20 protein-coding genes are annotated in these 23,036 nt (G+C 34.3%); 17 read left to right on the forward strand and 3 right to left on the reverse strand.

Features of this window, described 5'->3' with window-relative positions; all coding sequences use genetic code 11:
- Positions 1 to 9 precede the first annotated feature (9 nt).
- The 11 genes from MHH42_RS11310 (at position 10) to MHH42_RS11360 (ending at position 12,874) form a co-directional block, all read left to right on the forward strand.
- On the forward strand, positions 10 to 1,164 hold the full coding sequence (locus MHH42_RS11310) for a hypothetical protein (RefSeq protein ID WP_016108316.1): 1,155 nt from the start codon (positions 10 to 12) through the stop codon (positions 1,162 to 1,164).
- A 145-nt stretch (positions 1,165 to 1,309) separates the two neighbouring features.
- Positions 1,310 to 1,846, forward strand: a complete 537-nt coding sequence (locus MHH42_RS11315) for an NADPH-dependent FMN reductase (RefSeq protein WP_000780368.1) — start codon at positions 1,310 to 1,312, stop codon at positions 1,844 to 1,846.
- Between the two features lies 1 nt (position 1,847).
- Positions 1,848 to 3,077: an MFS transporter gene (locus MHH42_RS11320; protein ID WP_070173157.1), complete on the forward strand. Its 1,230-nt coding sequence runs from the start codon at positions 1,848 to 1,850 to the stop codon at positions 3,075 to 3,077.
- A 64-nt stretch (positions 3,078 to 3,141) separates the two neighbouring features.
- Positions 3,142 to 3,699, forward strand: a complete 558-nt coding sequence (locus tag MHH42_RS11325) for a YdcF family protein (protein ID WP_001045712.1) — start codon at positions 3,142 to 3,144, stop codon at positions 3,697 to 3,699.
- Positions 3,700 to 3,803: 104 nt separating this feature from the next.
- Positions 3,804 to 4,751, forward strand: coding sequence for an ABC transporter ATP-binding protein (locus tag MHH42_RS11330; protein WP_000614062.1), 948 nt, complete (start codon positions 3,804 to 3,806; stop codon positions 4,749 to 4,751).
- A 3-nt stretch (positions 4,752 to 4,754) separates the two neighbouring features.
- Positions 4,755 to 6,266 carry an ABC transporter permease/substrate-binding protein gene (locus tag MHH42_RS11335; protein WP_000129124.1) on the forward strand — a complete coding sequence of 504 codons (1,512 nt, stop codon included), beginning with the start codon at positions 4,755 to 4,757 and terminating at the stop codon, positions 6,264 to 6,266.
- 213 nt (positions 6,267 to 6,479) lie between these two features.
- Positions 6,480 to 7,907 (forward strand): basic amino acid/polyamine antiporter, encoded by a 1,428-nt coding sequence (locus MHH42_RS11340; RefSeq protein ID WP_000129458.1) that lies wholly within the window; start codon positions 6,480 to 6,482, stop codon positions 7,905 to 7,907.
- 76 nt (positions 7,908 to 7,983) lie between these two features.
- The gene (locus MHH42_RS11345; RefSeq protein WP_000391448.1) at positions 7,984 to 8,244 is read left to right on the forward strand and encodes a hypothetical protein; all 261 of its coding nucleotides are present in this window, start codon (positions 7,984 to 7,986) and stop codon (positions 8,242 to 8,244) included.
- Between the two features lie 105 nt (positions 8,245 to 8,349).
- Positions 8,350 to 10,167, forward strand: coding sequence for an AAA family ATPase (locus MHH42_RS11350; RefSeq protein WP_016108319.1), 1,818 nt, complete (start codon positions 8,350 to 8,352; stop codon positions 10,165 to 10,167).
- Positions 10,157 to 12,007: a hypothetical protein gene (locus tag MHH42_RS11355; protein ID WP_340893393.1), complete on the forward strand. Its 1,851-nt coding sequence runs from the start codon at positions 10,157 to 10,159 to the stop codon at positions 12,005 to 12,007. The genes MHH42_RS11350 and MHH42_RS11355 overlap by 11 nt, the downstream gene beginning before the upstream one ends.
- 270 nt (positions 12,008 to 12,277) lie before the next feature.
- Positions 12,278 to 12,874, forward strand: a complete 597-nt coding sequence (locus MHH42_RS11360) for a hypothetical protein (RefSeq protein ID WP_340893394.1) — start codon at positions 12,278 to 12,280, stop codon at positions 12,872 to 12,874.
- A 97-nt stretch (positions 12,875 to 12,971) separates the two neighbouring features.
- Here MHH42_RS11360 and racA read toward each other — a convergent pair whose 3' ends face one another.
- A complete protein-coding gene (racA, locus tag MHH42_RS11365) occupies positions 12,972 to 13,514 on the reverse strand; it encodes a chromosome-anchoring protein RacA (protein WP_016108320.1) in 543 nt (180 codons plus the stop codon).
- Positions 13,515 to 13,873: 359 nt separating this feature from the next.
- Here racA and MHH42_RS11370 point away from each other — a divergent pair, with 359 nt between their 5' ends.
- Positions 13,874 to 15,229: a hemolysin family protein gene (locus tag MHH42_RS11370; RefSeq protein WP_000356239.1), complete on the forward strand. Its 1,356-nt coding sequence runs from the start codon at positions 13,874 to 13,876 to the stop codon at positions 15,227 to 15,229.
- Positions 15,230 to 15,361: 132 nt separating this feature from the next.
- Complete coding sequence (locus MHH42_RS11375) at positions 15,362 to 16,786, forward strand: aldehyde dehydrogenase family protein (RefSeq protein ID WP_000716471.1); 1,425 nt, start codon at positions 15,362 to 15,364, stop codon at positions 16,784 to 16,786.
- A gap of 40 nt (positions 16,787 to 16,826) precedes the next feature.
- On the opposite strand, the gene MHH42_RS11380 is transcribed toward MHH42_RS11375, so the two are convergent.
- Positions 16,827 to 17,219: a YueI family protein gene (locus MHH42_RS11380; protein ID WP_000247575.1), complete on the reverse strand. Its 393-nt coding sequence runs from the start codon at positions 17,217 to 17,219 to the stop codon at positions 16,827 to 16,829.
- A gap of 253 nt (positions 17,220 to 17,472) precedes the next feature.
- Between MHH42_RS11380 and MHH42_RS11385 the strand changes: the two genes are divergently transcribed.
- Positions 17,473 to 18,591, forward strand: coding sequence for a BA2291 family sporulation histidine kinase (locus MHH42_RS11385; RefSeq protein WP_000451750.1), 1,119 nt, complete (start codon positions 17,473 to 17,475; stop codon positions 18,589 to 18,591).
- A gap of 33 nt (positions 18,592 to 18,624) precedes the next feature.
- Here the strand turns inward: MHH42_RS11385 and MHH42_RS11390 are convergent, their stop codons facing one another.
- Positions 18,625 to 19,374: a DUF4397 domain-containing protein gene (locus MHH42_RS11390; protein WP_000083271.1), complete on the reverse strand. Its 750-nt coding sequence runs from the start codon at positions 19,372 to 19,374 to the stop codon at positions 18,625 to 18,627.
- A gap of 1,003 nt (positions 19,375 to 20,377) precedes the next feature.
- Between MHH42_RS11390 and MHH42_RS11395 the strand changes: the two genes are divergently transcribed.
- From MHH42_RS11395 to MHH42_RS11405, 3 genes are read left to right on the forward strand one after another with little or no spacing between them, the layout of a single operon-like run.
- Positions 20,378 to 21,688: an aspartate aminotransferase family protein gene (locus MHH42_RS11395; protein ID WP_001205888.1), complete on the forward strand. Its 1,311-nt coding sequence runs from the start codon at positions 20,378 to 20,380 to the stop codon at positions 21,686 to 21,688.
- Entirely contained in the window at positions 21,685 to 22,383 is a 699-nt protein-coding gene (gene atoD / locus MHH42_RS11400) for an acetate CoA-transferase subunit alpha (RefSeq protein ID WP_000208114.1), read from the forward strand. The genes MHH42_RS11395 and atoD overlap by 4 nt, the downstream gene beginning before the upstream one ends.
- Complete coding sequence (locus MHH42_RS11405) at positions 22,368 to 23,030, forward strand: CoA transferase subunit B (protein ID WP_000525263.1); 663 nt, start codon at positions 22,368 to 22,370, stop codon at positions 23,028 to 23,030. The genes atoD and MHH42_RS11405 overlap by 16 nt, the downstream gene beginning before the upstream one ends.
- Positions 23,031 to 23,036 lie beyond the last annotated feature (6 nt).

Genomic DNA, 23,036 nt, shown 5'->3' on the forward strand with positions numbered 1-23,036 from the left:
GGAATAATCATGGAATTAATACGATGGGCGATTGAACTAGGGGAATCGGTGCATGGAAATACGTATGAAGAATTGATGCCACTACTAGACTATTATTATGATCGTGATCATTTAAAAGCGTATTGTATCGCAAATCTTCTTTTAAACATGGATGTATTAGATGAAGATCGGGAAAGAATCGAATTAAGAAGATGCATCGCTGCTTATTATGCTGGATTATATAAAGTGGCAAGAAAACATGCAAATGAGTTGGTACTTAAACATCCGGATGTAGATTTATATAAAAATAATTTAAAATTAATGGAAGTTTATTTGAATAAAGAATATGATTATTGTCTTTTTATATGCCCGAAGACGTACGGTAGTTTCATAGATGTTGCGCGAGCTTTGAAATGGAGGTTGGAGCAGGAGGGAAATACAGTAATTATATCAGAAACAATACTGGGAAATGTAAAGAATACAGTTGTTTTTGGAGCGCATACATACGCTTATAACCCGAATCTCCTTCCGCAAGATGCAATTATTTATAATTTAGAACAGCTATATGAAGGAAGTCCATATGCGCACCCGCTTTATTTAATATTATTAAAAAATAGAGTGATTTGGGATTATAGTAAACAAAATATAGAATGGTTAAAACAAAAAGGGGTAGGAAAAGAAATAAAACATGTAGGAATGAACTATGCTCCAACTTTGGAAATAAAAAAAGATATATTTGAAGGTGAGATTACTGAAGATATTGATATTTTGTTTATAGGTGCTCTTAATCCGAGGCGGCAAGCTATTTTTAATCACCTAAAAGCCATTGCACCGAATTTAAATATAGTTTTTAAAAATAATGCGTGGGGAATTGCTAGAAATGAGTTAATTGCTAGGTCTAAAATTATATTAAATATTCACTTTTACTTATCGGGAATTCTTGAAACACCACGTGTTTCTTATGCGGTCGCGAATAAGAAATTTATTATTTCGGAAAATAGTAATCCAGAAGACGAGATAGAGTGGCCAGGAATTGTATTTACTCCGTACGAAAAAATAATTGAAAACGTAATGAAATATATAGAATTACCAGAAGAACGAAAAGAATTAGCGGAAAAAGCATATTACCATTTTGAAGCAAATAAAAGCATAGGTACAATAAGTCAGAATGGTGAAACAAAGTAATAGCGCGAAACTCATACGAAAGTATGAGTTCTTTTTTCGTGTATCATACTATTTGATTAAGGAAGTTCCCTCTTTATATTGTGTTTTGTATAGAAATTTCTGATAATATATAAGTAGAATTTGAAAACAAAGGGGAGAATTGTTTATGAAACTAGTCGTTATTAATGGTACACCAAGAAAATTAGGTAGAACTCGCGTTGTGGCAAAATATATTGCAGATCAATTTGAAGGGGAGTTATACGATTTAGCAATAGAGGAATTGCCTTTATATAACGGCGAAGAATCGCAACGTGATTTAGAGGCAGTAAAAAAATTAAAAGCGTTAGTGAAAGCAGCAGACGGTGTAGTACTATGTACACCAGAATATCATAATGCGATGAGCGGAGCGCTGAAAAACTCGTTAGATTACTTAAGTAGTAGTGAGTTTATCCATAAACCTGTCGCATTACTAGCTGTTGCGGGGGGCGGTAAAGGAGGAATTAACGCATTAAATAGTATGCGAACTGTTGCTAGAGGTGTTTACGCAAATGCAATCCCAAAACAAGTAGTGCTTGATGGACTTCACGTACAAGATGGTGAACTTGGGGAAGATGCCAAACCATTAATTCATGATGTAGTTAAAGAATTAAAAGCATATATGAGCGTATATAAAGAGGTGAAAAAGCAACTAGGAGTGGAGTGATATGTCCTCACTTTATCATGATTCTCGCTTGTATTACATTCTAGGGGCCAATAGTCTATCTGCTATTGGTTCCGGAATTGTTATGATAACGATTCCGTGGCTGTTAATTAAAGAGAGTGGAGGAGAGACAACGTTTGGTTATGTTTCTATCATTGCAACCCTCATTATGTTTTTATTAACACCATTCATTGGGCAAAGTATTGATCGTTTTTCAAGAAAATCTTTATTGCTATGTAACGAAGGAATCGGAATTGCCGTAATTGGAATAATGGTTATATGGGGATTTGCGGGGCAACCTTATCATTCTATTCACTATATTCTTATTTATATAGCCGGATCATTCTACTATTTATTATTTTATCCTACAATATTTGCGTTCAACCAAGAGATATTTCAAGCGGAACATTATAAAAGTTTAAGTGGAACGATGGAAATACAAGGACAGTTAACACAAGTTATTTCTGGAGCGGCCGCGAGCTTCTTAATTGAAATTGTATCTTTGAAGTGGATTTTGTTAGTAGACATGTTAACTTTTGCTGGAGCATTTTTTCTTTTCTTATGTATACCGTACGTAAAGAAAAAAGAAGTGAAAAGAAAAATAACATTTAAGAAGCAATTGTTTGAAGGAATTCACTTTATGAAAAAACGTCCTAAGCTCTTTTGGTTCTTACTGGCTACTTATATGCCGTTTATAGGTGTCATGATGGCAAATTATTTAATACCCGTGTATATTTCGGATATACTCAAAGCCAATGCCTCTGTATACGCAATAGAGGGCACGATGTACGGTGTCGGAGCGGTTGTTGCAGGAATCTGTATTCCACTCATAATGAAATATGTCAAAACAGAAGTTTCAATCGTTATGACGATGTTCATTTATGTAATTTCAATTACCGCAATGAGTATTGAACCTTCCGTAATGTTGTTATATGGACTAGCGATTTTTCATGCAATTGGAAATGCGGGGACAAGAGTGGCGAGAAATGTATTGATGATGGAGGAAATTCCAAATGAAGTAATGGGACGTGTAGACAGCTTATTTCGCCTAATTGGTACTGGAATACGCATTGTATTATTAATGTTGTTTACAGCGGGTGTATCTAAAGCCGGAGTCATGCTGCCGTTTTACGTATTAAGCTGCATATTGATCTTCTCATTAGGAATCGCTATTTATTATGTACTATCACAACGTAAAGTAGCGGCGAATGTTTCTAATAAATCAATCGTTTGAAAAAACACTTCTGCCTCCCTTTCTTTTTCTATATAATAAAAAGAAAGGGAGTGAATACTTATTTATGAACAAATGGATCTTTCTTATAATTTTATTATTACCGCCACTATACATCATTTATATGACGTTTCGAATGAACAAAGTTGCTCGTGAAAAGTTGAGCTATCACTCTCCGTACGTTCTTATACTGGGTGCAAAGTTATTTGGAGATAGACCGTCTTTATCTCTTCAAAATCGTTTGGATGTAGCGTTGGAGTATTTATTTTCCCATCCTGAAGCGAAAGTAATTGTTTCAGGTGGTCAAGGAGAAGATGAAGATATACCGGAAGCTCACAGTATGAGAATCTATTTAATGGTACACGGTATAGATGAGAGTCGTATTTTAATGGAAGACCGTTCGACAAATACGTATGAAAATTTGAAGTTTAGTATGGATTTATTTGATGTAAAACATGCGGTAGTTGTCAGTAATACGTATCATTTATATCGAACAAAAATAATTGCAAGGCGTTTAGGAATAAAGATGGAGGCATTAGCTGCAGAAACGCCAATGCGTTCTAAGAGAAAAATGTATGTGCGTGAATATGCTGCTATTATGAAAACAATATTGTTCGACCGTTAGAGCTCAAATGTGAGCTCTTTTTTATATAGAAATAATGCGTATCATTTGAAATGAATTCCATATTCCATCAAAATAAAGGAAACAACAATAAAGGAGTTGTATTTGTGATTCAATTTAATCATGTGTCAAAAGCGTATGAAGATGGCACAAAAGCAGTGGATTCATTGCATTTAGAAATTAAAAAAGGAGAATTTTTTGTTCTCATTGGTCCGAGTGGTTGCGGGAAAACAACGACAATGAAGATGATTAATCGTTTGATTGAAACGACAGAAGGTTCAATTTTAATCGATGGAAAAGATATTCAACAATATAATATAAATGAATTACGTTGGAATATAGGATACGTGTTGCAGCAAATTGCTTTATTTCCACATATGACAATCGCTGAAAATATTGCAGTTGTTCCTGAAATGAGAAAATGGAGCAAAAAAGAAATAAAAGCACGTGTCGATGACTTGCTACAGATGGTTGGGCTCGATCCAGATGTATATCGTGATCGTATGCCTGATGAATTGTCAGGAGGGCAAAAACAACGTGTCGGTGTCGTACGGGCATTAGCCGCTAATCCGAAAATTGTTCTTATGGACGAACCATTTAGTGCGTTAGATCCGTTAAGCAGGGAGCAACTTCAGAAGGATATCGTACAACTGCAAAAAAAGATTCAAAAAACGATCGTGTTTGTAACGCACGATATGCAAGAGGCATTATCACTTGGTGATCGCATTTGTGTAATGAGAGCAGGAAAAGTTGTTCAATTAGATACACCTGAAGGTATTATACATAATCCGAAAAATGAGTTTGTTGAGGAGTTCATTGGAAATCGTGGGCGACAATGGTATGAGGGAATAATTATAGAAGATGTAATGCCACTAGACGATCATACACGAATAGAAGGAGCTGCTTTATCTTTACATGCTCCTTTACAAGAAGCACTAGTCCGTTTACAAACTGAAGAATCAGTGCCGGTTGAAAAAGATGGTCAATATGTTGGTATGTTAACAAGTCGTCATATTGTCAATTATATTGTTGAACAAATGAAGGAGAGAGGCTAAACAGTGACTGATTTTATTCAAACGTTCCAAGAAAGAAAAATAGAATTGCTAAGTGCATTAAGTGAGCATTTACAAATATCGCTTATTTCACTATTTTTTGCAGTAATTATTGCAGTGCCACTTGGCATTATATTAACGAGAAAAGAACGAATGGCTGAATTTATAATAGGGACTTCTGCTGTTATGCAGACAGTGCCCTCACTTGCTTTACTTGGACTATTAATTCCGTTAGTAGGAATTGGAAAACTGCCAGCTATAATCGCATTAGTTGTGTATGCACTATTACCTATTTTACGAAATACATATACAGGAATACGGGAATTAGATGAATCACTTATAGAAGCGGCGAGAGCTATGGGGATGAATAGCTGGAAAAGGTTATGGAAGGTAGAGCTTCCGCTCGCGTTGCCAATTATTATGGCTGGTATTCGTACAGCGATGGTATTAATTGTTGGAACGGCTACATTAGCTGCTTTAATAGGTGCTGGTGGGCTCGGTAAGCTCATACTACTCGGGATCGATCGAAATGACCATGCGCTTATCATTTTAGGGGCCGTACCAGCTGCGTTACTCGCTTTATTCTTTGATATAGTACTTCGCATACTTGAGAGTCCCAAACGCTCTTCTAAGCGCGTTATATTGACGATATGTATAGTTGTAGTTATGATTGCTACTCCATTTCTATGGAATACACAAAAGAAAGATATAGTTATTGCTGGAAAACTTGGATCGGAGCCAGAAATTTTAATTCAAATGTACAAACAACTTATTGAACAGGATACAGATTTACAAGTAGAATTAAAGCCGGGTCTTGGGAAAACAGCATTTGTATTTGAAGCGTTAAAATCAGGTGAAGTAGATATATACCCAGAATTTTCAGGAACAGCCTTATCTACTTTCGTGAAAGAAGAACCGAAAAGCACAAATCGTGAGGAAGTATATGAACAAGCTCGCGTTGGAATGGAAAAAAAATATAATATGGTTATGTTAAATCCAATGGAGTATAACAATACATATGCACTAGCGATGCCGAAAAAAATAGCAGATCAAAAGAATATAAATACAATTTCTGATTTAGGAAATATTGCACAGGAAGCTAAAGTAGGATTTACATTAGAATTTGCAGATCGTGAAGATGGTTATAAAGGAATGCAAAAGTTATATAACTATAAGTTTTTAAATGTTAAAACGATGGAACCGAAACTGCGTTATAGTGCAATTCAATCTGGTGATGTGAACGTAATCGATGCATATTCAACGGATAGTGAATTGGAGCAATACGGACTTAAAGTGCTAAAAGATGATAAAGGATTATTCCCACCTTATCAAGGTGCGCCGTTATTAAGAAAAGAGACATTACAAAAATATCCTGAACTTGAAAAAGTATTAAATAAATTAGCTGGAAAGATTACAGATGAAGAAATGCGAAAAATGAATTATGAAGTAAATGTGAATGGTAAAAGTAGTGAAGAAGTAGCGAAACAATTTTTACAAAAAGAGAATTTACTTCGTTAATTTTACAAGAAATATACAATTTTATATGTTTAAAATGACCGCTCATTACAAAATGAGCGGTTTTTTTGTGCATACTTATACATTTTTTCAAAAAAGTATTCCATTTTTCTTCATTTTCTTTTAGAATAAGTAATGTTTTCCTGAAAAAATATAAGAGAAACGTCTATTAGAGAAAAAGGTGACTTTAATAGTTGAACGAACATAACACCTAGAATGACAGATGGGGTGGTACAAATAGAAAAGAAGTTAGGATTTTTTCCGTTAATCGCATTAGTAGTTGGAACGATGGTTGGTGGCGGTGTTTTTAGTTTACCGCATGATTTAGCAGTAGGAGCAAATAGTGGTGCAACGATAATTGGTTGGTGTATTACAGCAATGGGAATGATTCCACTTGCGCTCGTATATCAAACGTTAGCAAGACAAAAACCGGAGCTTGAGGGCGGAATTTATAGTTATGCACGAGCTGGATTCGGTGAATATATTGGTTTTAACAGTGCTTGGGGATACTGGCTGGCAGGGATTTTAGGAAATGTTGCAACAATTATGCTACTGTTTAGTACATTAGGTTACTTCTTCCCAATTTTTAAAGGTGGAAATAATGTTGCGTCAATCGTAGGTGCATCACTTTTACTATGGACATTGCATTTTCTAATTTTATTTGGAATTCGTGAAGCTTCCATTATGAATGTTATTGCAACAGTAGGGAAATTAGTTCCGATCTTATTATTTATTGTCGTAATGGTAACAGCGTTTCGCTGGGATACATTTACACATGATTTTTGGGGAGAAGGAACAATCTCACTTTCCGCTATTCTTGGTCAAGTGAAAAATACAATGCTTGTAACGCTATGGGTGTTCATTGGGGTTGAAGGAGCAGTTGTATTATCAGGAAGAGCAAAAAATAGTAGGGACGTTGGAAAAGCGACAGTACTTGGATTAATTTTAGTTATGTCTATTTATATTTTAATTTCTGTTCTGTCAATGGGAGCAATGACGCGAGGAGAACTTTCCGTTTTAGAAACTCCTTCAATGGGACATGTATTAGAACATGTTGTTGGGCCATGGGGTGCAATGGCAATTAATATTGGATTAGTTGCGTCACTTGTAGGTACATTAATTGGCTGGTTTTTACTTGTTTCGGAAATTTCTCACGTAGCAGGAAAAGATGGCGTGTTTCCGAAGGTCTTTACGAAAACCAATAAAAAGCAAACGCCACACATGGCATTATGGATTTCAAATATCGTTGCTCAAATTATATTTATAATTGTTCTGTTTTCAGAATCGACATATCAAATTATGTATTTTATTGCGTCAACATCAATATTATTACCATATTTATTATCAGCGCTATACCAATTCAAATTAGTAATTACAAATGAACTAAAAGATGCAAAAGTAAAAAATGGCTCGTTAGCTTTAATTGCCTCTATTTATTCTGTATGGCTTATTTATGCAGCGGGTTTAAAGAATTTATTACTCGTTTCAATCGTATATGGAATTGGGATTATCGTTTACATGTTTGCACGAAAAGAAAAAGGGAATCGTTGTTTTGTAGGTATAGAGAGATATGTGATGTGGGCAATTGTTGTCGCAGCTATCACATCACTTTATCTGTTGATAACTGGAACGATAAAAATGTAAAAGTCCTTTTCATTTAAAGGGCTTTTTTCTTTGTGTAGAGAATATTTAATACATAAGATATTCAGGAGGGATGAAAATGGAAGAAAAAGAACAGTTGTCTAGAATAATTGATTTAGCTAGTGAGTTAAGGAAAGTATTAGTACAAGAATCTTTTTTTAATCATCATCCTGAACTAAGGGGAGTAATTGAAAATTTAGCGAGTTCTGTTGAGAATTTAGCGGAGTTGCAGCAAAATAAAGATGAAAACGCTGAGGATCGATTACGATATGTACTGGCTAAAATGAAAATTGCTCACAATGCTATTTTACAAGAGAAAAAAGCATTTCCATCTCATTAATATACGTTTTAATTTTGAACCTGGCGGATAACGTCAGGTTTTTTATTTCTAGTTTTTTTTTTCTTTCATACACTAAGAATAGTATGAAAAAAGAAGGTGATTAAGATGAAATTACATAAAGCTCTTCAGCCAAGTTTTATAAAACGAATGTACTATATGAGGTTTATCGGGAAATTTACAAAAGCGGAGAAAGAGAAGAATGGAGAGAATTTTTTTGTACAATGTCTATCGCCAATACCATCTAATTTACAAGAGCAATTTACAAATGAACATTATATATTTGAAGGGTTATGTAGCAATAAAAAGAATGAAAAGATTTTTTCAGAATTAAAGAAGAAGAAATTAGAAAAGCAATTGGTTATGTTTCGTCTTTATTATGAAAGAGGAAATGTATACGTGGAGTTAATATGTACAGAAGAACCTAGAGAAATAGCAACTGGCTATAAAATGATTCCAGCACCTAAAGTTGCAGATAATAAAAAAAGAGAGTCTTTAGAACGAAAGCTTTGTAATGGTTATTTATCATTTCTTATGCCGAAATATCCAAAAGACTTTGAGTCTCCTGAATTACTGTGGCATGATGGAAGGTTATATGGAAATATATTGTTAAAGTCATCAATTAGTTCAATCGCGTATTTTGAACAAAATCGAGAATGTAAATATATAGACTTAAGTGACTGGATGAAGCATGTAGAAATTGCGGTAGAAGAGCAATTGTATTTCGTAAGTGATCAAGTGTATGAGCAATTAAAAAAACGAATAACGGAAGAAGGGAAGCTAGTTGAAGTAGAGGATATAAAAGTACACAAGGAAGTATGGGAATGGGATGAGCGTGAATCATCCTTTTTACAGTATGTACAAAGTACGGTGCGTAATAAAGGGATGTATTTGGACGAAACAGATATTTATAATTTTCATATAAGTGTAAAAACAAATATGTTAACGATTCTTGGTGGTATACCGGGAGTTGGAAAATCACGCTTTGTGCAAGCTTATGCAGAGGCACTTGGATTACAGTATGGAGAAGAATTGGTTTGGATTCCGATTTCTCCATCGTATCAAGAACCACATGATTTACTTGGATATCTTCACCCAAATGGTACTTTTATTGAAAGTGAAACAAAGTTAGTTAGAGCGTTAATGAAGGCAAAAGAAAATCAAAATCAATTGTATATAATCGTTTTTGATGAAATGAACATGTCACATATTGAGCATTGGTTTACTCCATTTCTATCTGTTCTTCAACTTGAAAAGGAAAATCGTATTTTGAATTTGTATGAGGGTGCGCAGAAATTAGAAAACCAAATTCCATCAACAATTGAAATTGGAGAAAATATTATCTTTGTAGGTACTGTGAATTTTGATGAAACAACGAAAGAACTCTCTGATCGATTATTAGACCGAACCAATTTAATTACGTTACAAAAAATTCCGTTTTGTGAGATGTGCATGGTACAAGAGAAAGGTGTATTACAACCACCTCTGAAAGTAACAGCGGGAGAATTTCGGATAAATTGGATCAGAAAGAAATCTATGATTGAAGTGTTTTCTGAAGAAGAGTTAGAGCTATTAGATAAGTTGCATGTTGTATTGTCATCACATGATGCGTCAAAGGGAATTTCTTTTCGATGTGCAAATGCAATTGCTATGTATTTGCAAAATATACCGTTTCAAAATAATCATTCTTATATGATTAGCAGAGAAGAAGGTTTTGATTTACAAATAAAGCAACGTGTACTGACGAAATTAAGAGGTACTGAAATGATGGTTGGGTCATTACTTTCTGAAGAAGTAAAAAGGGGAGCGACTTTAGTACCTCTTTTGCAATCGCCACTTGCAAACAGAGTCTCTACATTTGAACACTCTTTAGCATATATAAGAGAAAAACGTAGAGAACTGGAGTTGTATGGATATGCGAAATGAAGAGCGGTATGAAACAGAAATCGTTGATACGAATGAAACGCTCCCTTTTGTATTAAAGTTAATCATAGGAACAGAGGGAAAAGGGGAGTATATTTTATTAAATCGTCTTTGCACATCTACTACAGCATTAGTTCAATGTATTTACAAAGTACAAGAATTAAAACCGATAAGATTGCATTACCATTATGAAAGTCCAATGAATATTACTTTCATATGGAATAAAGTGTATGAGGGCCAGAAAAATATAAAAGAGTCACAATACGAAATAAATGAAAAAAAACAAAAGGTACTAATTTATGAACATGGAAAAACGGAATTCTTTTATCCATGGCGATGTGGTTTATATCATTTTGAAGTTCGCATAGAAGACACAACGTATTATGGTGCTTTTCAAATCGTTCCAAAAAATTTTTTTGATGACCAATTTGAAATGATTCAAAACTATGTAAAGTCAATTTTAAATGAGTTGATTTTAGATAGAGGTTATTATAAAAAGACTTTCTCTGCCCTTAGTGATATTGAGGATTCTTCTTATTTAGTATTACTTAGAAAGCTGCCGCAAAAAATGAAAAAGATAAAACAAGTTTTTAAAAAGATTGAATCAAGTTCAAAATTTATACATGAATATAAATGGGAAGTGAAGGAACGGAAGGCAACGAGAAAAGGAACAATAATGGCGGAAAGAAAGTCCTATACGAAATATTATAATCGTAAGTTTATTGAACAAAAAAATAGTAGGGAAAATGCATTTCTTAAATTTAAAGCGATGCAATTTTATCATTATTTACTTGAAGCCGAAAGTTTTTTACGTCAAACAATTGAAATATTAGAAAGAGAAAAAAAGAAAAAATTAGAAGAGTTTCAAGCTGTAAAAACGATTATGCAAACAATTGAGCGTAATGGATCTGTGACTGATAGAGAGAAGCAAAAATATAAAAATATACATTTACTAAAAGAAGCCGATTTACGTAAAAGCTCTGTGAAAATACAAGAATATAAAATATTAGCTCATATTGTACGTGAAAGTGTACAATACTTTAAAACTTTAATATATTCCCCCTTTTGGAGAGAAGTTTCTGAAACGGGTAATATGAACTCATACGATTTACCAATTCCACATCAACAATTACTACAGCATTTAAACTTACTTCCACAATATACAGATCAATCTCCATCTTTATTATTTGTATATAAACCAACGTTTTTAGTGTATGAATATTACGCTTTTTTTATCGTTATTTCCATGCTAGAGCAAATTGGTTTTAAAGCTAGAAATCCCATTCGTGAACAAATACAAGAGCATTTTTATGTAGATGGGTTACAAGATGGGACGACAGTAGTTTTACATCAAGATGATATGAAGGTCCACGTTGCATTTAATGACTTAATTGAAACACACCCCCTTATTGCATTAAGTAAAGGGAGTAACTTTTATAATGGCGAGGATACAAAAAAACCAGATATTCGCTTAGACTGTTATGTAAAGGAAGAAGGGAAATACGTATATAAATCTTCTATTATTATTGAAGTGAAGTATAGCCCAATGTACAATATTTTTCAGCACGTTGGAAATACGAAAGCGACTGAGCAAATGTATAAATACTGGTCTATAAAGTATGTAGAAGAACAGAATGGAAAACGTGTTTTTCATCGACGGGCAATTTATGAAGTTATTTGTGTATATCCAGGAAGTCATATGCATAGTAAAAAAATTGAATCTGGGTGCGGTGTCTTTTTGCAATTATATCCATATAAGACGAAACAAGGAGAAGAAAAATTAGCAGGGAAACATGGGATGGTACAAATCTTTGAGAAGTGGTTAAAAAATAATAAGAAGTAAAAGAAATCCTTTTTCATAAAGGATTTCTTTTAGATTAAGAAGAATTATATGCTGTATGGAAGTAAGTAGGATGTAATTTGAAAAGTGATACACATAAGTTATTAGAATAACTGTACATGTGAGGTAAAAGACGACGAAGTTGGAATTTAATTCATTTTGCAGAATATAATAAGTCATAAATATTTTTAGTTGCATACGAAGATTTGTTCTTATATGATAGATAGTGAAAGCGTTATCAAAACAGAGCGACGATGGGAAAGGCGGGGAAATATGTTCCAGCGTGTTCAAACAAAGGAAGAACATTTTTGGTTCGAGCAACTATGGGGAGATTTTTGTGAAGAAAGAAACTTAATGTTCGTAGAACGTAATTTAAATCCAACACGATTTTTATTAATAGAAGATGAGCATCATATAGGTACAGTAGAGTGTATTAAGTATACGGTACCCGAACAATCAAATTCTGAGTTTTTCTATCCGTTTTCTAAAAATGATTTAGTGAAAGATTTGAAAAATGTGTATGAAATAGGCAAGCTAAGTATTGCGAAAACGTCTCGTGGGAGAGGGCATTTCAAAAGGCTAACAGCTATTTTATTTGTGCATGCGTTAGAAACGAAAGCGGAATGGTATATTGCAGCAGTTACAAAAAGAATGTATATGTATCTACTAACACTCGATTTTCCTATAGAGCCGATAGACAATCCATTTCAGTTTCATGATACTTTACAAGGTGTACCAGTGCGAATTCATGCTCGAAAAGGAGTTACGCATTTGTATTCTTTAAAAGAATTTCGCGATGTGATTCAAGGGAATGCTCATGCACAGGCATTAATCGCGGAATACAGTAAGAATATTATGTTAACAAAATAATTAGAAGTGAATATATATAATATAGAGAATGATATATTAATATGGCAGTATCCTTCATGAAAAAATGACCCTTATTGTTTTAATAAGGGTCTAAAAATCATAATCCAAATATACTAAAAATCATTTTGCGGCGCTTCGGTTTCTTTTCTCTTTCATATGTTGGTTTTGAATCAGGAGTAATATATATGGGCTCTTCTTTTTTGAGGGAAGCTTCTAGCTTTTGGATTCGTTCTAACATTTCCTCCATTTCACGACGGTGTTGCAAAAGTTGGTACGTAACGACATCATTTGCCTTATCTTGCATTTGCTCCTCCATTCGATCTAGCCTTCTTGTAATTGTGTGTAATTGAATAGCTAATTGTTCAAAGTCATTTGATGATGTGTTTTGAAAAATTGTGTTTACTTGAGTTTTTAATTCTTCAACATCATTTGATGATGTTTTTTGAGTAGGTTGAGAGTTTTGCGAATGCTCAATTTGAGAACGATGGTATTCTAACATTTGATCTACATCATCTTGTTTGAAAATAAAGTGACCATATTTATTTTTTTCTATCGTAAGATTTAATTGTTGTGCAATCCGGACAACAGCCTTGGGGCTAACACCTAACTTTTTTGCAATAAATGGTGTTTTATATTCCAAAATAATCCCTCCTATATATATCCTGTTGAATGATTTCGATCTATGAAGTAAGTTCCCTTCCGGTATGACAAAAGAAGTGTGGAATCGGCAAAGAAAGTGTTTTTTCACGAAATTAAGTTGTGAAGAATATATCGTTTATATAAAAATGATTCATCTTAAGATTTAGAATAATTTGATTTGACGAGGGGAAATGAATTAGATTATCATAATGATAAATATCTTTTTTATGTATGCATATAATATATAAAAAGGTGGTTGCTAATGTAGAATTTTGTTAGAGTATTAGAATGCTTACTTCACTTGAATAAAATTAAGTAGGAGGTGGCTTCCTTGCTTACAATGTAAGTAAGGAAAAGTATTTGGACATATATAGTATAAGTATAGTGATTGTTTTAATTGCCTTAACGGCATTTTTCGTTGCAGCAGAATTTGCAATTGTTAAAGTGAGGAGTTCACGAATTGACAATTTAATTGCAGAGGGAAATAATCGTGCAACTTCTGTCAAAACAGTCATTACAAACTTAGACGAATATTTATCGGCTTGCCAGTTAGGAATAACAGTTACAGCTCTTGGAATTGGGTGGTTTGGTAAACCTGCGCTAAAGCAAATATTTGACACGCTTTTTGCAAATTGGAACATATCTACTCAGCTCGCAGATATTTTTGCTGTAATTTTAGTATTTTTGTTAATTACTTTTTTACATGTTGTAATAGGGGAATTGGCCCCAAAAACAGTTGCAATTCAAAAATCTGAACAAGTGAGTTTGCTTGTTTCTAAGCCGTTAATTTTCTTTTATCGTATTGCATTCCCATTCATTTGGCTATTAAATGGTTCAGCTCGAATCATTACGAAGCTGCTAGGGCTGAAACCGCCGAAAGGGCATGATGAGGTTCATTCGGAAGAAGAATTACGGTTATTAGTTTCAGAAAGTTACAAAAATGGTGAAATTAATCAATCTGAATATAAATATGTAAATAAAATTTTTGAATTTGATGATCGGATTGCAAAAGAAATAATGGTACCTCGAACTGAAATGAATATTATAAGTAAAGAAATGCCCGCTGAAGAAGCTTTGCAAAAAATGTCTCGTGAAAAATATACAAGGTATCCAGTTGTTGATGGCGACAAAGACCACGTAATAGGTTTTGTAAATTTTAAAGATATTTTTACTGAGTTTGTACAGCATAAAGCTGTTAATAAAAAGACAGTAGAGCAATATGTTAGACCAATTATTTTAGTTATTGATTCTATTCCAATTCATGATTTGTTTTTAAAAATGCAAAAAGAAAGAACACATATTGCTATATTGATAGATGAATATGGTGGTACATCTGGACTTGTTACTGTTGAAGATATTTTAGAGGAAATTGTAGGAGATATTCAGGATGAGTTTGATACGGATGAACAGCCAGAAATTCAACAAGTTAGTGAAACAAAGACGATACTAGAGGGAAAAGTACTCGTTAGTGAAGTGAATACGTTATTTGGTCTAGCGATTGATGATGATGGTGTTGATACAATTGGTGGTTGGATATTAACGAAGAATATAGAGATTGCTGAAGAGGATTCCATTGAAATTGAAAATTATAAGTTTTGTGTGAAAGAATTAGACGGGCGCTATATTAAAAGGTTAGAAGTTACAAAAACAGTAGAATCGATTGTCGTTTTAGAAGATGAAAAACAAATTTCTTTACAAGAGCAAATTAGCTCGTAAACTCTGCTATATAGCAGAGTTTTTTTGAGCATAATGGTTTTGGAGGAATACGGGCTATGATACAATTACATAAGTCAGACCTTTCACTAGGTGAAGTATTATTTTATACATATATTTGGAAGGGGAAGAAAGATGAAAAAGCATTTATATATAAATGGAGATTGGAAGTCAGTAAACACGTATAAACCATTATATGCACCATACTCTGAAGAAACGTTAGCGGAAATTGCACAAGGAACGGAAGAAGATGTTCAAGAGGCTGTTACTTCTGCAAAAAATGCAATGAAAAAAATGAATACATTAACAGCATACGATCGGGCAACTATTTTAGAGAAGGTTGCGCAAATAATGGATGAAAGAAGAGAAGAGTTTGCAGAAATTATTGCAAAAGAGGCTGCAAAACCAATACGTGCTGCAAGGGGAGAAGTAGATCGTACTGTTCTAACATATAAATTTGCAGCAGAAGAAGCGAAGCGTATATATGGTGAAACATTGCCACTTGACGCAGCACCTGGTGCAGATGGGCGGATTGCCTATACGATTCGCAAACCAATTGGGGTTATAGGAGCTATTACGCCATTTAACTTTCCGTTAAATTTAGTAGCGCATAAAGTGGGCCCTGCAATTGCTGCCGGAAACACAGTTGTGTTAAAACCAGCTGATCAAACGCCATTATCTTCTTACGCATTAGTTGAATTATTTGAAGAAGCAGGGTTGCCAAAGGGAGCTTTGAATATCATTTCTGGTCCTGGTGCAACTGTTGGCGAGGCAATTGTTAAAAATGATGATGTTGCGTCCATTACTTTTACCGGAAGTCCGAAAGTCGGAATCGGAATAAAGGAAAAGGCTGGATTAAAACGAGTTACGTTGGAATTAGGATCCAATGCTGCCGTTATTATTGATGAAGATGTAGAGTTAACTGATGAGATAATGGAACGCGTGAAATGGGGCGCATTTGTTAATAATGGACAAGTTTGTATTTCGGTACAACGTGTGTTTGTACACGAAAAGAGAATGGATGAATTTCTTTCGAAGCTAAAGAAAGCGATGGAAACTGTTGTTGTTGGTGATCCAATGAATGAGGAAACGGATGTATCAGCTTTAATTTCGAAAAAAGATGTAAAGCGAATTGAAATGTGGGTGCAAGAAGCAATTAAGGAAGGAGCAACTGTTTTATACGGTGGTAAGAAGCGTGATGAAAGAATTTTCGAACCAACTGTATTAACAAATGTTCCAGAGCATGTATCTGTACAGTGCCAAGAAGTATTTGGTCCAGTTATGACAGTAAATACATTTAAAGAATTTGATGAGGCGATAGAGAAAGTAAATCATTCACGTTACGGTTTACAAGCAGGCGTATTTACAAATAACTTATTTAAAGCGATGCGTGCAATTGATGAGTTAGAGGTTGGTGGGGTTATGATTAATGATATTCCAACGTTTAGAGTAGATCATATGCCTTACGGTGGTGTGAAAGAAAGTGGCACGGGTCGTGAAGGAATTAAATATGCAATTGAAGAAATGACAGAAATGAAATTAGTGTGTATTAAAAAATAAAGCAAAAGGTACACTTGTTTAATTAAGTGTACCTTTTATTTTACTTCATTTCTTGTTTGAAAATAGCATCTTCTACATAAATTTGTTCTTTATCTACAGCTGTGCTATGAGATAATACTAAACCGATTGGTGTTGCTGTATCTTTATTTTGAACAATTGTAAAAGGAATATTTTTTTCGTTTGCTAATTTAATGTATTTTGATAAATGTGGGTAAGCAATGCCACCATTTAGGAGGATTTGTAATGATTGAGAAGAGCGTATGCTACTTGCTACTTCAGTATATACATTACTTTGCATTACTTGACCGATAGTTAAAGCGATTTCTACGCGCTCACGTAATGTAGTTAAATACATATTACGTTCTTCTGGTTTGTTTTGCTTTTGGCCATAAATGCCTTCTTGGAGATAGTCTTCCACATTTTTATTTACCATATTTTTCACACCTTTCACTTCCTATTGTACGCAAGAATTAAAAATGATGCAAAAAAAGTCGTTTTGAATACGGAAATAATTAAAAAAATGAGAAGGAAAAAGAGAGATTTGAATATAAATAATTAAATAAGAAAGAAAAAAATAATTTTATCAACAGAAATTAACAAAATGTGACAATAATCTATTAACGAAACATATTTTTTGTGTTAATATTCAAAATATAAAGGGTATTCGTCGTATGGAAATGGAGTGAATGGAGGTTTTTCCAATCGATAAGGATATTAAAGAAGTATTTTGTTCACACTTGAAAAACAATAGGCACCAATTCGTAGAGAACTGGAAAAACAAAATGATAATTTCCGAAAAAGATCCATTTAAACTAGAAGTAGTTCAAAATGGAGAGGATTTATTAGAGTTAATAATCGAACTTACTATGGAAGATAAAGATATAAATTATCTTCAACCATTATGCGAGAAAATCGCAATTGAACGAGCAGGAGCAGATGCGAATATTGGAGACTTTGTTTATAATGCAAATGTGGGAAGAAATGAACTTTTTGAAGCGATGTGTGAATTAGATGTTAGCGCTCGTGAATTGAAACCAATTATGGCCAAAATACATACTTGTTTTGACAAATTAATTTATTATACCGTTTTAAAATACTCGGAAATTATATCGAGGAATTTAGAGGAAAAACAGCAATATATTAATGAAACACATAAAGAAAGGCTGACGATTTTAGGCCAAATGTCAGCTAGTTTTGTACATGAATTTCGTAATCCGCTTACTTCAATTATGGGATTTGTCAAATTATTAAAGGCAGACCATCCGAGTTTATCGTATTTAGATATCATTTCGCATGAATTAGATCAATTAAATTTTCGAATCTCGCAATTTTTACTCGTTTCGAAAAAAGAAATGTGGAATGAATCGGAACGTTTTTGGCTTAATGACTTGTTCCAAGATATTATACAGTTCTTATATCCGAGTTTGGTTAATGCAAATGTTTCGATTGAAAAGAATTTGCCGTATCCAATACCACTTGTTGGTTATCGGAGTGAAGTGAGGCAAGTATTTTTAAATATTTTAATGAACTCAATTGACGCTATGGAAGCAATGAAAGAAGAGCGGAAAATTATCATTGATGTTTTTGAAGAAGAGCAAGCTATTCGAATTGTGATAAAAAATAATGGACCGATGATTCCAGCTGAAAATGTAGAAACGATTTTTGAACCATTTGTAACTACTAAAAAATTAGGAACTGGTATTGGGTTATTTGTATGTAAACAAATTGTAGAAAAACATAACGGGTCCATTATGTGTCGTTCAGATAGCGATTGGACAGAATTTCAAATTGCATTTCAAAAGTAAACAGTCTACACCAAATAAATGGTGTAGACTGTTTTAATTTGTAAGTATAACGGCTTCTAATTTAGGGTCTTTAGTTGAATAACCTACTATTGAAATGGTATAAATTATATTCGGTTCAACATCGAATTTAGGTAAAGTTAACAGGATTTTTTTATTATCTGCGAGTGAAACTTCAATATCTGCTGTACCAGGGCTAACTTGTAAAAAATCTGTTATTTGTTTAAAGAGCACATTTTCAAATAAATGATCTCCACCTTTTAAATCTACGTTAACAACAGGGGTATCTGGAGAAAAATGCATAAATCGAATTTTGGCTTGCCCAGATGGTATATGTGTATTATCAAGTATAGGTTGTAATTGTAGGTGATTATCACTATTTATTGCGGCAAGTGTATACGTATGATTTCCCATTATCGGTACTAAAGCTGAAAAAATTGGAGTTTCGTTCCCGACAGGGACGATATCAATGCGATATTTACCTTGCACTAATGATAAATAGGGGCTAAATTGCTTAAATGAAATGTTTTTGATTACCTTTTGTCCATTTACTAAAATGTCAACCGCAGGCGTGTTTGGAGCAGAATGAAAAATTCTTATATGTGACGGTAAAGCGGCTTCTTGTGAATCTCTTTTTTCATATGCCTGTACAAGTTTTGTAAGTGCATCGTAATACTTCATATATAGTTCTACATATTTTTTGGGATTGCTATATTGATAGTAACGGGCGAGCTGATCGTAACGTACAGCTTCTTGTCCATATTTTTCGATTTCAGATTGAGACATGCACATTCCTCCTTTGTCATCATTAAAACTATATGCGAAGTGAGAAAGAGGTTATGCGAAAAATTTGTATTTCTAAATGGGAAAAGTAAAAGATTAAAAACATATTTTGGGAGAAGTATGTCTGAGTATTATTGGCTAGTAAAGTGGTGCTAAAAGAGTTGTATATGGAGTTAGTTAAGTTGAATAGAAGCTTATATTTACTAGGAGTAATAAAAATATAAAAAGACTAAATTATAAGGGCATTTCAATCAACGTATCGAATACATGTATAAAAAATTTTTAGTAAAGGGATTTTTTAATTTATAGGCAAACACACATACAAAGGGATAATTGTCCTACATAATTTATAAAGGAAAGGTAGTTTAACTTCGGTGGAAGGAGTGGCACCTTGGGATGGGGATATCCCGATTATGATTGTGAATGAAGTTATGAAGGAATTTGTGTGAAAAATCGTTATATGACTGTTGAATTCGTAAAACGTATGGTTTTTTGATTTATTTTAGCGAGTCCCAGTAATATTGATAAAAGAGCGTCGTGCCGAACTGATTAATGTGGTTAATCGGTTCTTTTTTTATGTATAAACTGAAAATATTAAATGTGGAAAATTAGTTTCTATAAAAAGATTGTTATCATTGCGGCGAGATAATTGTCGAAATTTTTTTGGAAATATGCAATTTAAAGTAGGATAATAGGAAGGAGTTTAAAGGGAGTTCCGTCGAAGTTTACACAATGTCGGCATTTGAGGGAAGCTGGCATTATGTTAGGAAAACATTTAGTAATACGTTACTTTTATGTAAGGGAGGGTTATTTGAGCGTATAGATAAGGATTGGTCTTCGTTTTAAGTTCTGAATTTTCTGTTTTCAAAACATTTATTAGCACTCATTTGTATATTTTATAATAGTATTTTGATAAATTCACTGCTTGTGCAGAGGATTCTTTTTTATGAAAGAAACGTCAATTTTCTTCATATACATATACAAATTGAAGAAATGGGGGAGCGCTATGCGCGATTACTTAATTAAACCACTTGTTGGTCAGCCGTATCCAATGATTTCACATGGAAAAGGTGTATATTTGTATGACCAGAACGGAAATAAATATTTTGATGGTTCGTCAGGAGCAATTACGGCAGGTATTGGACATGGCGTAAAGGAGATTGCAGATGTTATTAAAAAGCAAGCAGAGGAGATTGCTTTCGTATATAGATCACAGTTTACGAGTGAACCAGCTGAAAAACTAGCGAAGAAGTTAAGTGATTTAAGTGTAGGAGATTTGAACTGGAGCTTTTTCGTAAATAGTGGTACGGAAGCAAATGAAACAGCTATGAAAATTGCAATTCAGCATTTTCAGGAGCGCGGTATTCAAGGGAAACATAAAATTTTGTCACGCTGGATGAGCTATCACGGTATTACGATGGGAGCCTTATCAATGTCTGGGCATCCGCTGCGCAGACAACGTTTCGTATCTATTTTGGAAGATTATCCAACTATTCCAGCCCCATATTGTTTCAGGTGCCCTGTACAAAAGGTATATCCAACTTGTCAGCTTGCTTGTGCAACTGAACTAGAAAGATCAATTGAAAGAATTGGTGCGGAGCATATTGCAGCTTTTATTGCTGAACCGATTATCGGAGCAGCTGGCGGTGCGGTTGTACCGCCGAAAGAATATTATAAAGTGATTAAAGATATTTGTAGTCATTACGATATTTTATTCATTGCGGATGAAGTAATGACTGGGCTTGGTCGTACTGGTGCATGGTTTGCGATGGAGCATTGGGGTGTAGAACCGGATATTATGACGCTTGGTAAGGGATTAGGAGCGGGATATACACCAATGGCTGCGACGATTGTTAGTGACCGAGTTATGGAGCCGATTTTACGTGGGTCACGTTCTGTTATGAGTGGTCATACGCTAAGTGCAAATCCATTATCTGCAGCAACGGCTCTAGCTGTTATTGAATACATGGAGAAACATAATCTACCTGAAAAAACAGCGGAAAAGGGAGAATATTTAATTAAGGGACTACAGAAAGTTCAGCAACAATCGACAATTATTGCGGATGTGCGTGGAAAAGGGTTGCTGATCGGAATAGAATTGCAACCGTTTACAAAAGCTTCGGAGCTTATTTCGGTTGCAGCTAAAAATGGTCTTCTTTTATACCAAGCTGTTTCAGGGCAAGCAGGAAAAGAAGATAGCGCACTGCTTGTGGCACCGCCGATGACAACTACATATTCCGAGTTAGATGAATTACTTTCAATTTTTGCAAAAAGTGTAGAAGAGATGATGCAAAAAGGAGGGCATAGTATCGTATGACAACAATTACAAATACATTCAATAAATTAAAAGAGATAGAGGAAGTAATTTCTTTGTTCCATGATGATATGACATTAATGTTTGGAGGGTTTGGGGGGATTGGATCCCCTCCAACTTTAATACAGGCTATTTTAGAAAAGGGAGTTACAAATTTAAATTTAATAGGAAATGACACGGGCTTTCCTGATGTAGGAATCGGTCGTCTTGTTACAAATGAACGGGTTAAGTCTTTAGTTACTTCCCATATTGGTTCAAATCCAAATGCAGGAAGACAGTTAAATGAAGGACGATTACAAATTGAGTTTTCCCCGCAAGGAACATTAGCAGAGCGTATTCGCGCTGGAGGCGTAGGGCTTGGTGGTGTTTTAGTTGATGTTGGTGTTGATACGATTGTTGAAGATGGAAAACGAACAGTCGAAATGAATGGCAAGACATACTTAGTTGAAACTGCATTAACTGCTGAAGTTGCGATTGTTTATGCGAAAAAAGCTGATCCGTTTGGTAATCTTGTATTCGACAAAAGTGCGCGGAATATGAATCCTCATGTTGCTATGGCTGGGGACATAACGATTGTAGAAGCAGAAGAAATTGTTCCACTTGGAAGTTTAGATCCTGAGGAAATTGTCGTTCCAGGTGTTTTCGTAAATTATATCGTACCGTCGGAAGGAGTGAATTGGAAATGGGTATGGGCGTAGAAGTGAGAGATAAGATTGCTAGGCGTGCGGCGAAAGAAATACAAAATGGCATGATTGTAAATTTAGGTATTGGCATTCCATCGCTTATACCGAATCATTTGCCTGACGATATAAATGTAATGTTTCATGCAGAAAATGGAATCGTCGGTATGGGGCCAACGCCAAGTAAAGGGAATGAAGACGAGAATTTATGTAATGCAGCAGGTTTACCGACTTCTCTTATTACAGGAGCGAGTTATTTTGATAGCTGCACTGCGTTTGGGATGATTCGAAAAGGTTTACTAGATATAACGATTCTTGGGTCATTACAAGTGAGTGAGAATGGAGATTTAGCAAACTGGATTGTACCAGGGAAACGTGTGCCCGGTATTGGGGGAGCGATGGATTTAGCACAAAAAGCGAAGCGTGTCGTTGTTGTGATGAATCATGTTGATAAATACGGAAATGCAAAAATTGTTTCAGAGTGTACATTGCCATTAACGTCAAAGAAATGTGTAGATTTAATTATTACAGATATGGCGGTTATGGAAGTGACTTCGAGTGGACTCATTTTACAAGAGTTAATGAGCCCGTATACAGTAGAAGATATAAAGCGACATACGGAAGCTGAGTTTCAAATTGGCTCTAACTTACTAGTTATTGAATGAGGGGAG

The organism is Bacillus sp. FSL L8-0099 (assembly GCF_038006385.1).
In the GTDB taxonomy this organism is placed as follows: domain Bacteria; phylum Bacillota; class Bacilli; order Bacillales; family Bacillaceae_G; genus Bacillus_A; species Bacillus_A toyonensis.

What these genes read in the sequence shown, in the direction of transcription:
- MHH42_RS11345 (WP_000391448.1), top strand. Translation starts at nt 7,984, where the DNA reads ATGGAAGAAAAAGAACAGTTGTCTAGAATAATTGATTTAGCTAGTGAG.
- MHH42_RS11310 (WP_016108316.1), top strand. Translation starts at nt 10, where the DNA reads ATGGAATTAATACGATGGGCGATTGAACTAGGGGAATCGGTGCATGGA.
- MHH42_RS11325 (WP_001045712.1), top strand. Translation starts at nt 3,142, where the DNA reads ATGAACAAATGGATCTTTCTTATAATTTTATTATTACCGCCACTATAC.
- MHH42_RS11405 (WP_000525263.1), top strand. Translation starts at nt 22,368, where the DNA reads ATGGGTATGGGCGTAGAAGTGAGAGATAAGATTGCTAGGCGTGCGGCG.
- MHH42_RS11380 (WP_000247575.1), bottom strand. Translation starts at nt 17,219, where the DNA reads ATGGTAAATAAAAATGTGGAAGACTATCTCCAAGAAGGCATTTATGGC.
- MHH42_RS11315 (WP_000780368.1), top strand. Translation starts at nt 1,310, where the DNA reads ATGAAACTAGTCGTTATTAATGGTACACCAAGAAAATTAGGTAGAACT.
- MHH42_RS11390 (WP_000083271.1), bottom strand. Translation starts at nt 19,374, where the DNA reads ATGTCTCAATCTGAAATCGAAAAATATGGACAAGAAGCTGTACGTTAC.
- MHH42_RS11340 (WP_000129458.1), top strand. Translation starts at nt 6,480, where the DNA reads ATGACAGATGGGGTGGTACAAATAGAAAAGAAGTTAGGATTTTTTCCG.
- atoD (WP_000208114.1), top strand. Translation starts at nt 21,685, where the DNA reads ATGACAACAATTACAAATACATTCAATAAATTAAAAGAGATAGAGGAA.
- MHH42_RS11395 (WP_001205888.1), top strand. Translation starts at nt 20,378, where the DNA reads ATGCGCGATTACTTAATTAAACCACTTGTTGGTCAGCCGTATCCAATG.
- MHH42_RS11355 (WP_340893393.1), top strand. Translation starts at nt 10,157, where the DNA reads ATGCGAAATGAAGAGCGGTATGAAACAGAAATCGTTGATACGAATGAA.
- MHH42_RS11375 (WP_000716471.1), top strand. Translation starts at nt 15,362, where the DNA reads ATGAAAAAGCATTTATATATAAATGGAGATTGGAAGTCAGTAAACACG.
- MHH42_RS11350 (WP_016108319.1), top strand. Translation starts at nt 8,350, where the DNA reads ATGAAATTACATAAAGCTCTTCAGCCAAGTTTTATAAAACGAATGTAC.
- MHH42_RS11320 (WP_070173157.1), top strand. Translation starts at nt 1,848, where the DNA reads ATGTCCTCACTTTATCATGATTCTCGCTTGTATTACATTCTAGGGGCC.
- MHH42_RS11385 (WP_000451750.1), top strand. Translation starts at nt 17,473, where the DNA reads ATGGAGGTTTTTCCAATCGATAAGGATATTAAAGAAGTATTTTGTTCA.
- MHH42_RS11360 (WP_340893394.1), top strand. Translation starts at nt 12,278, where the DNA reads ATGTTCCAGCGTGTTCAAACAAAGGAAGAACATTTTTGGTTCGAGCAA.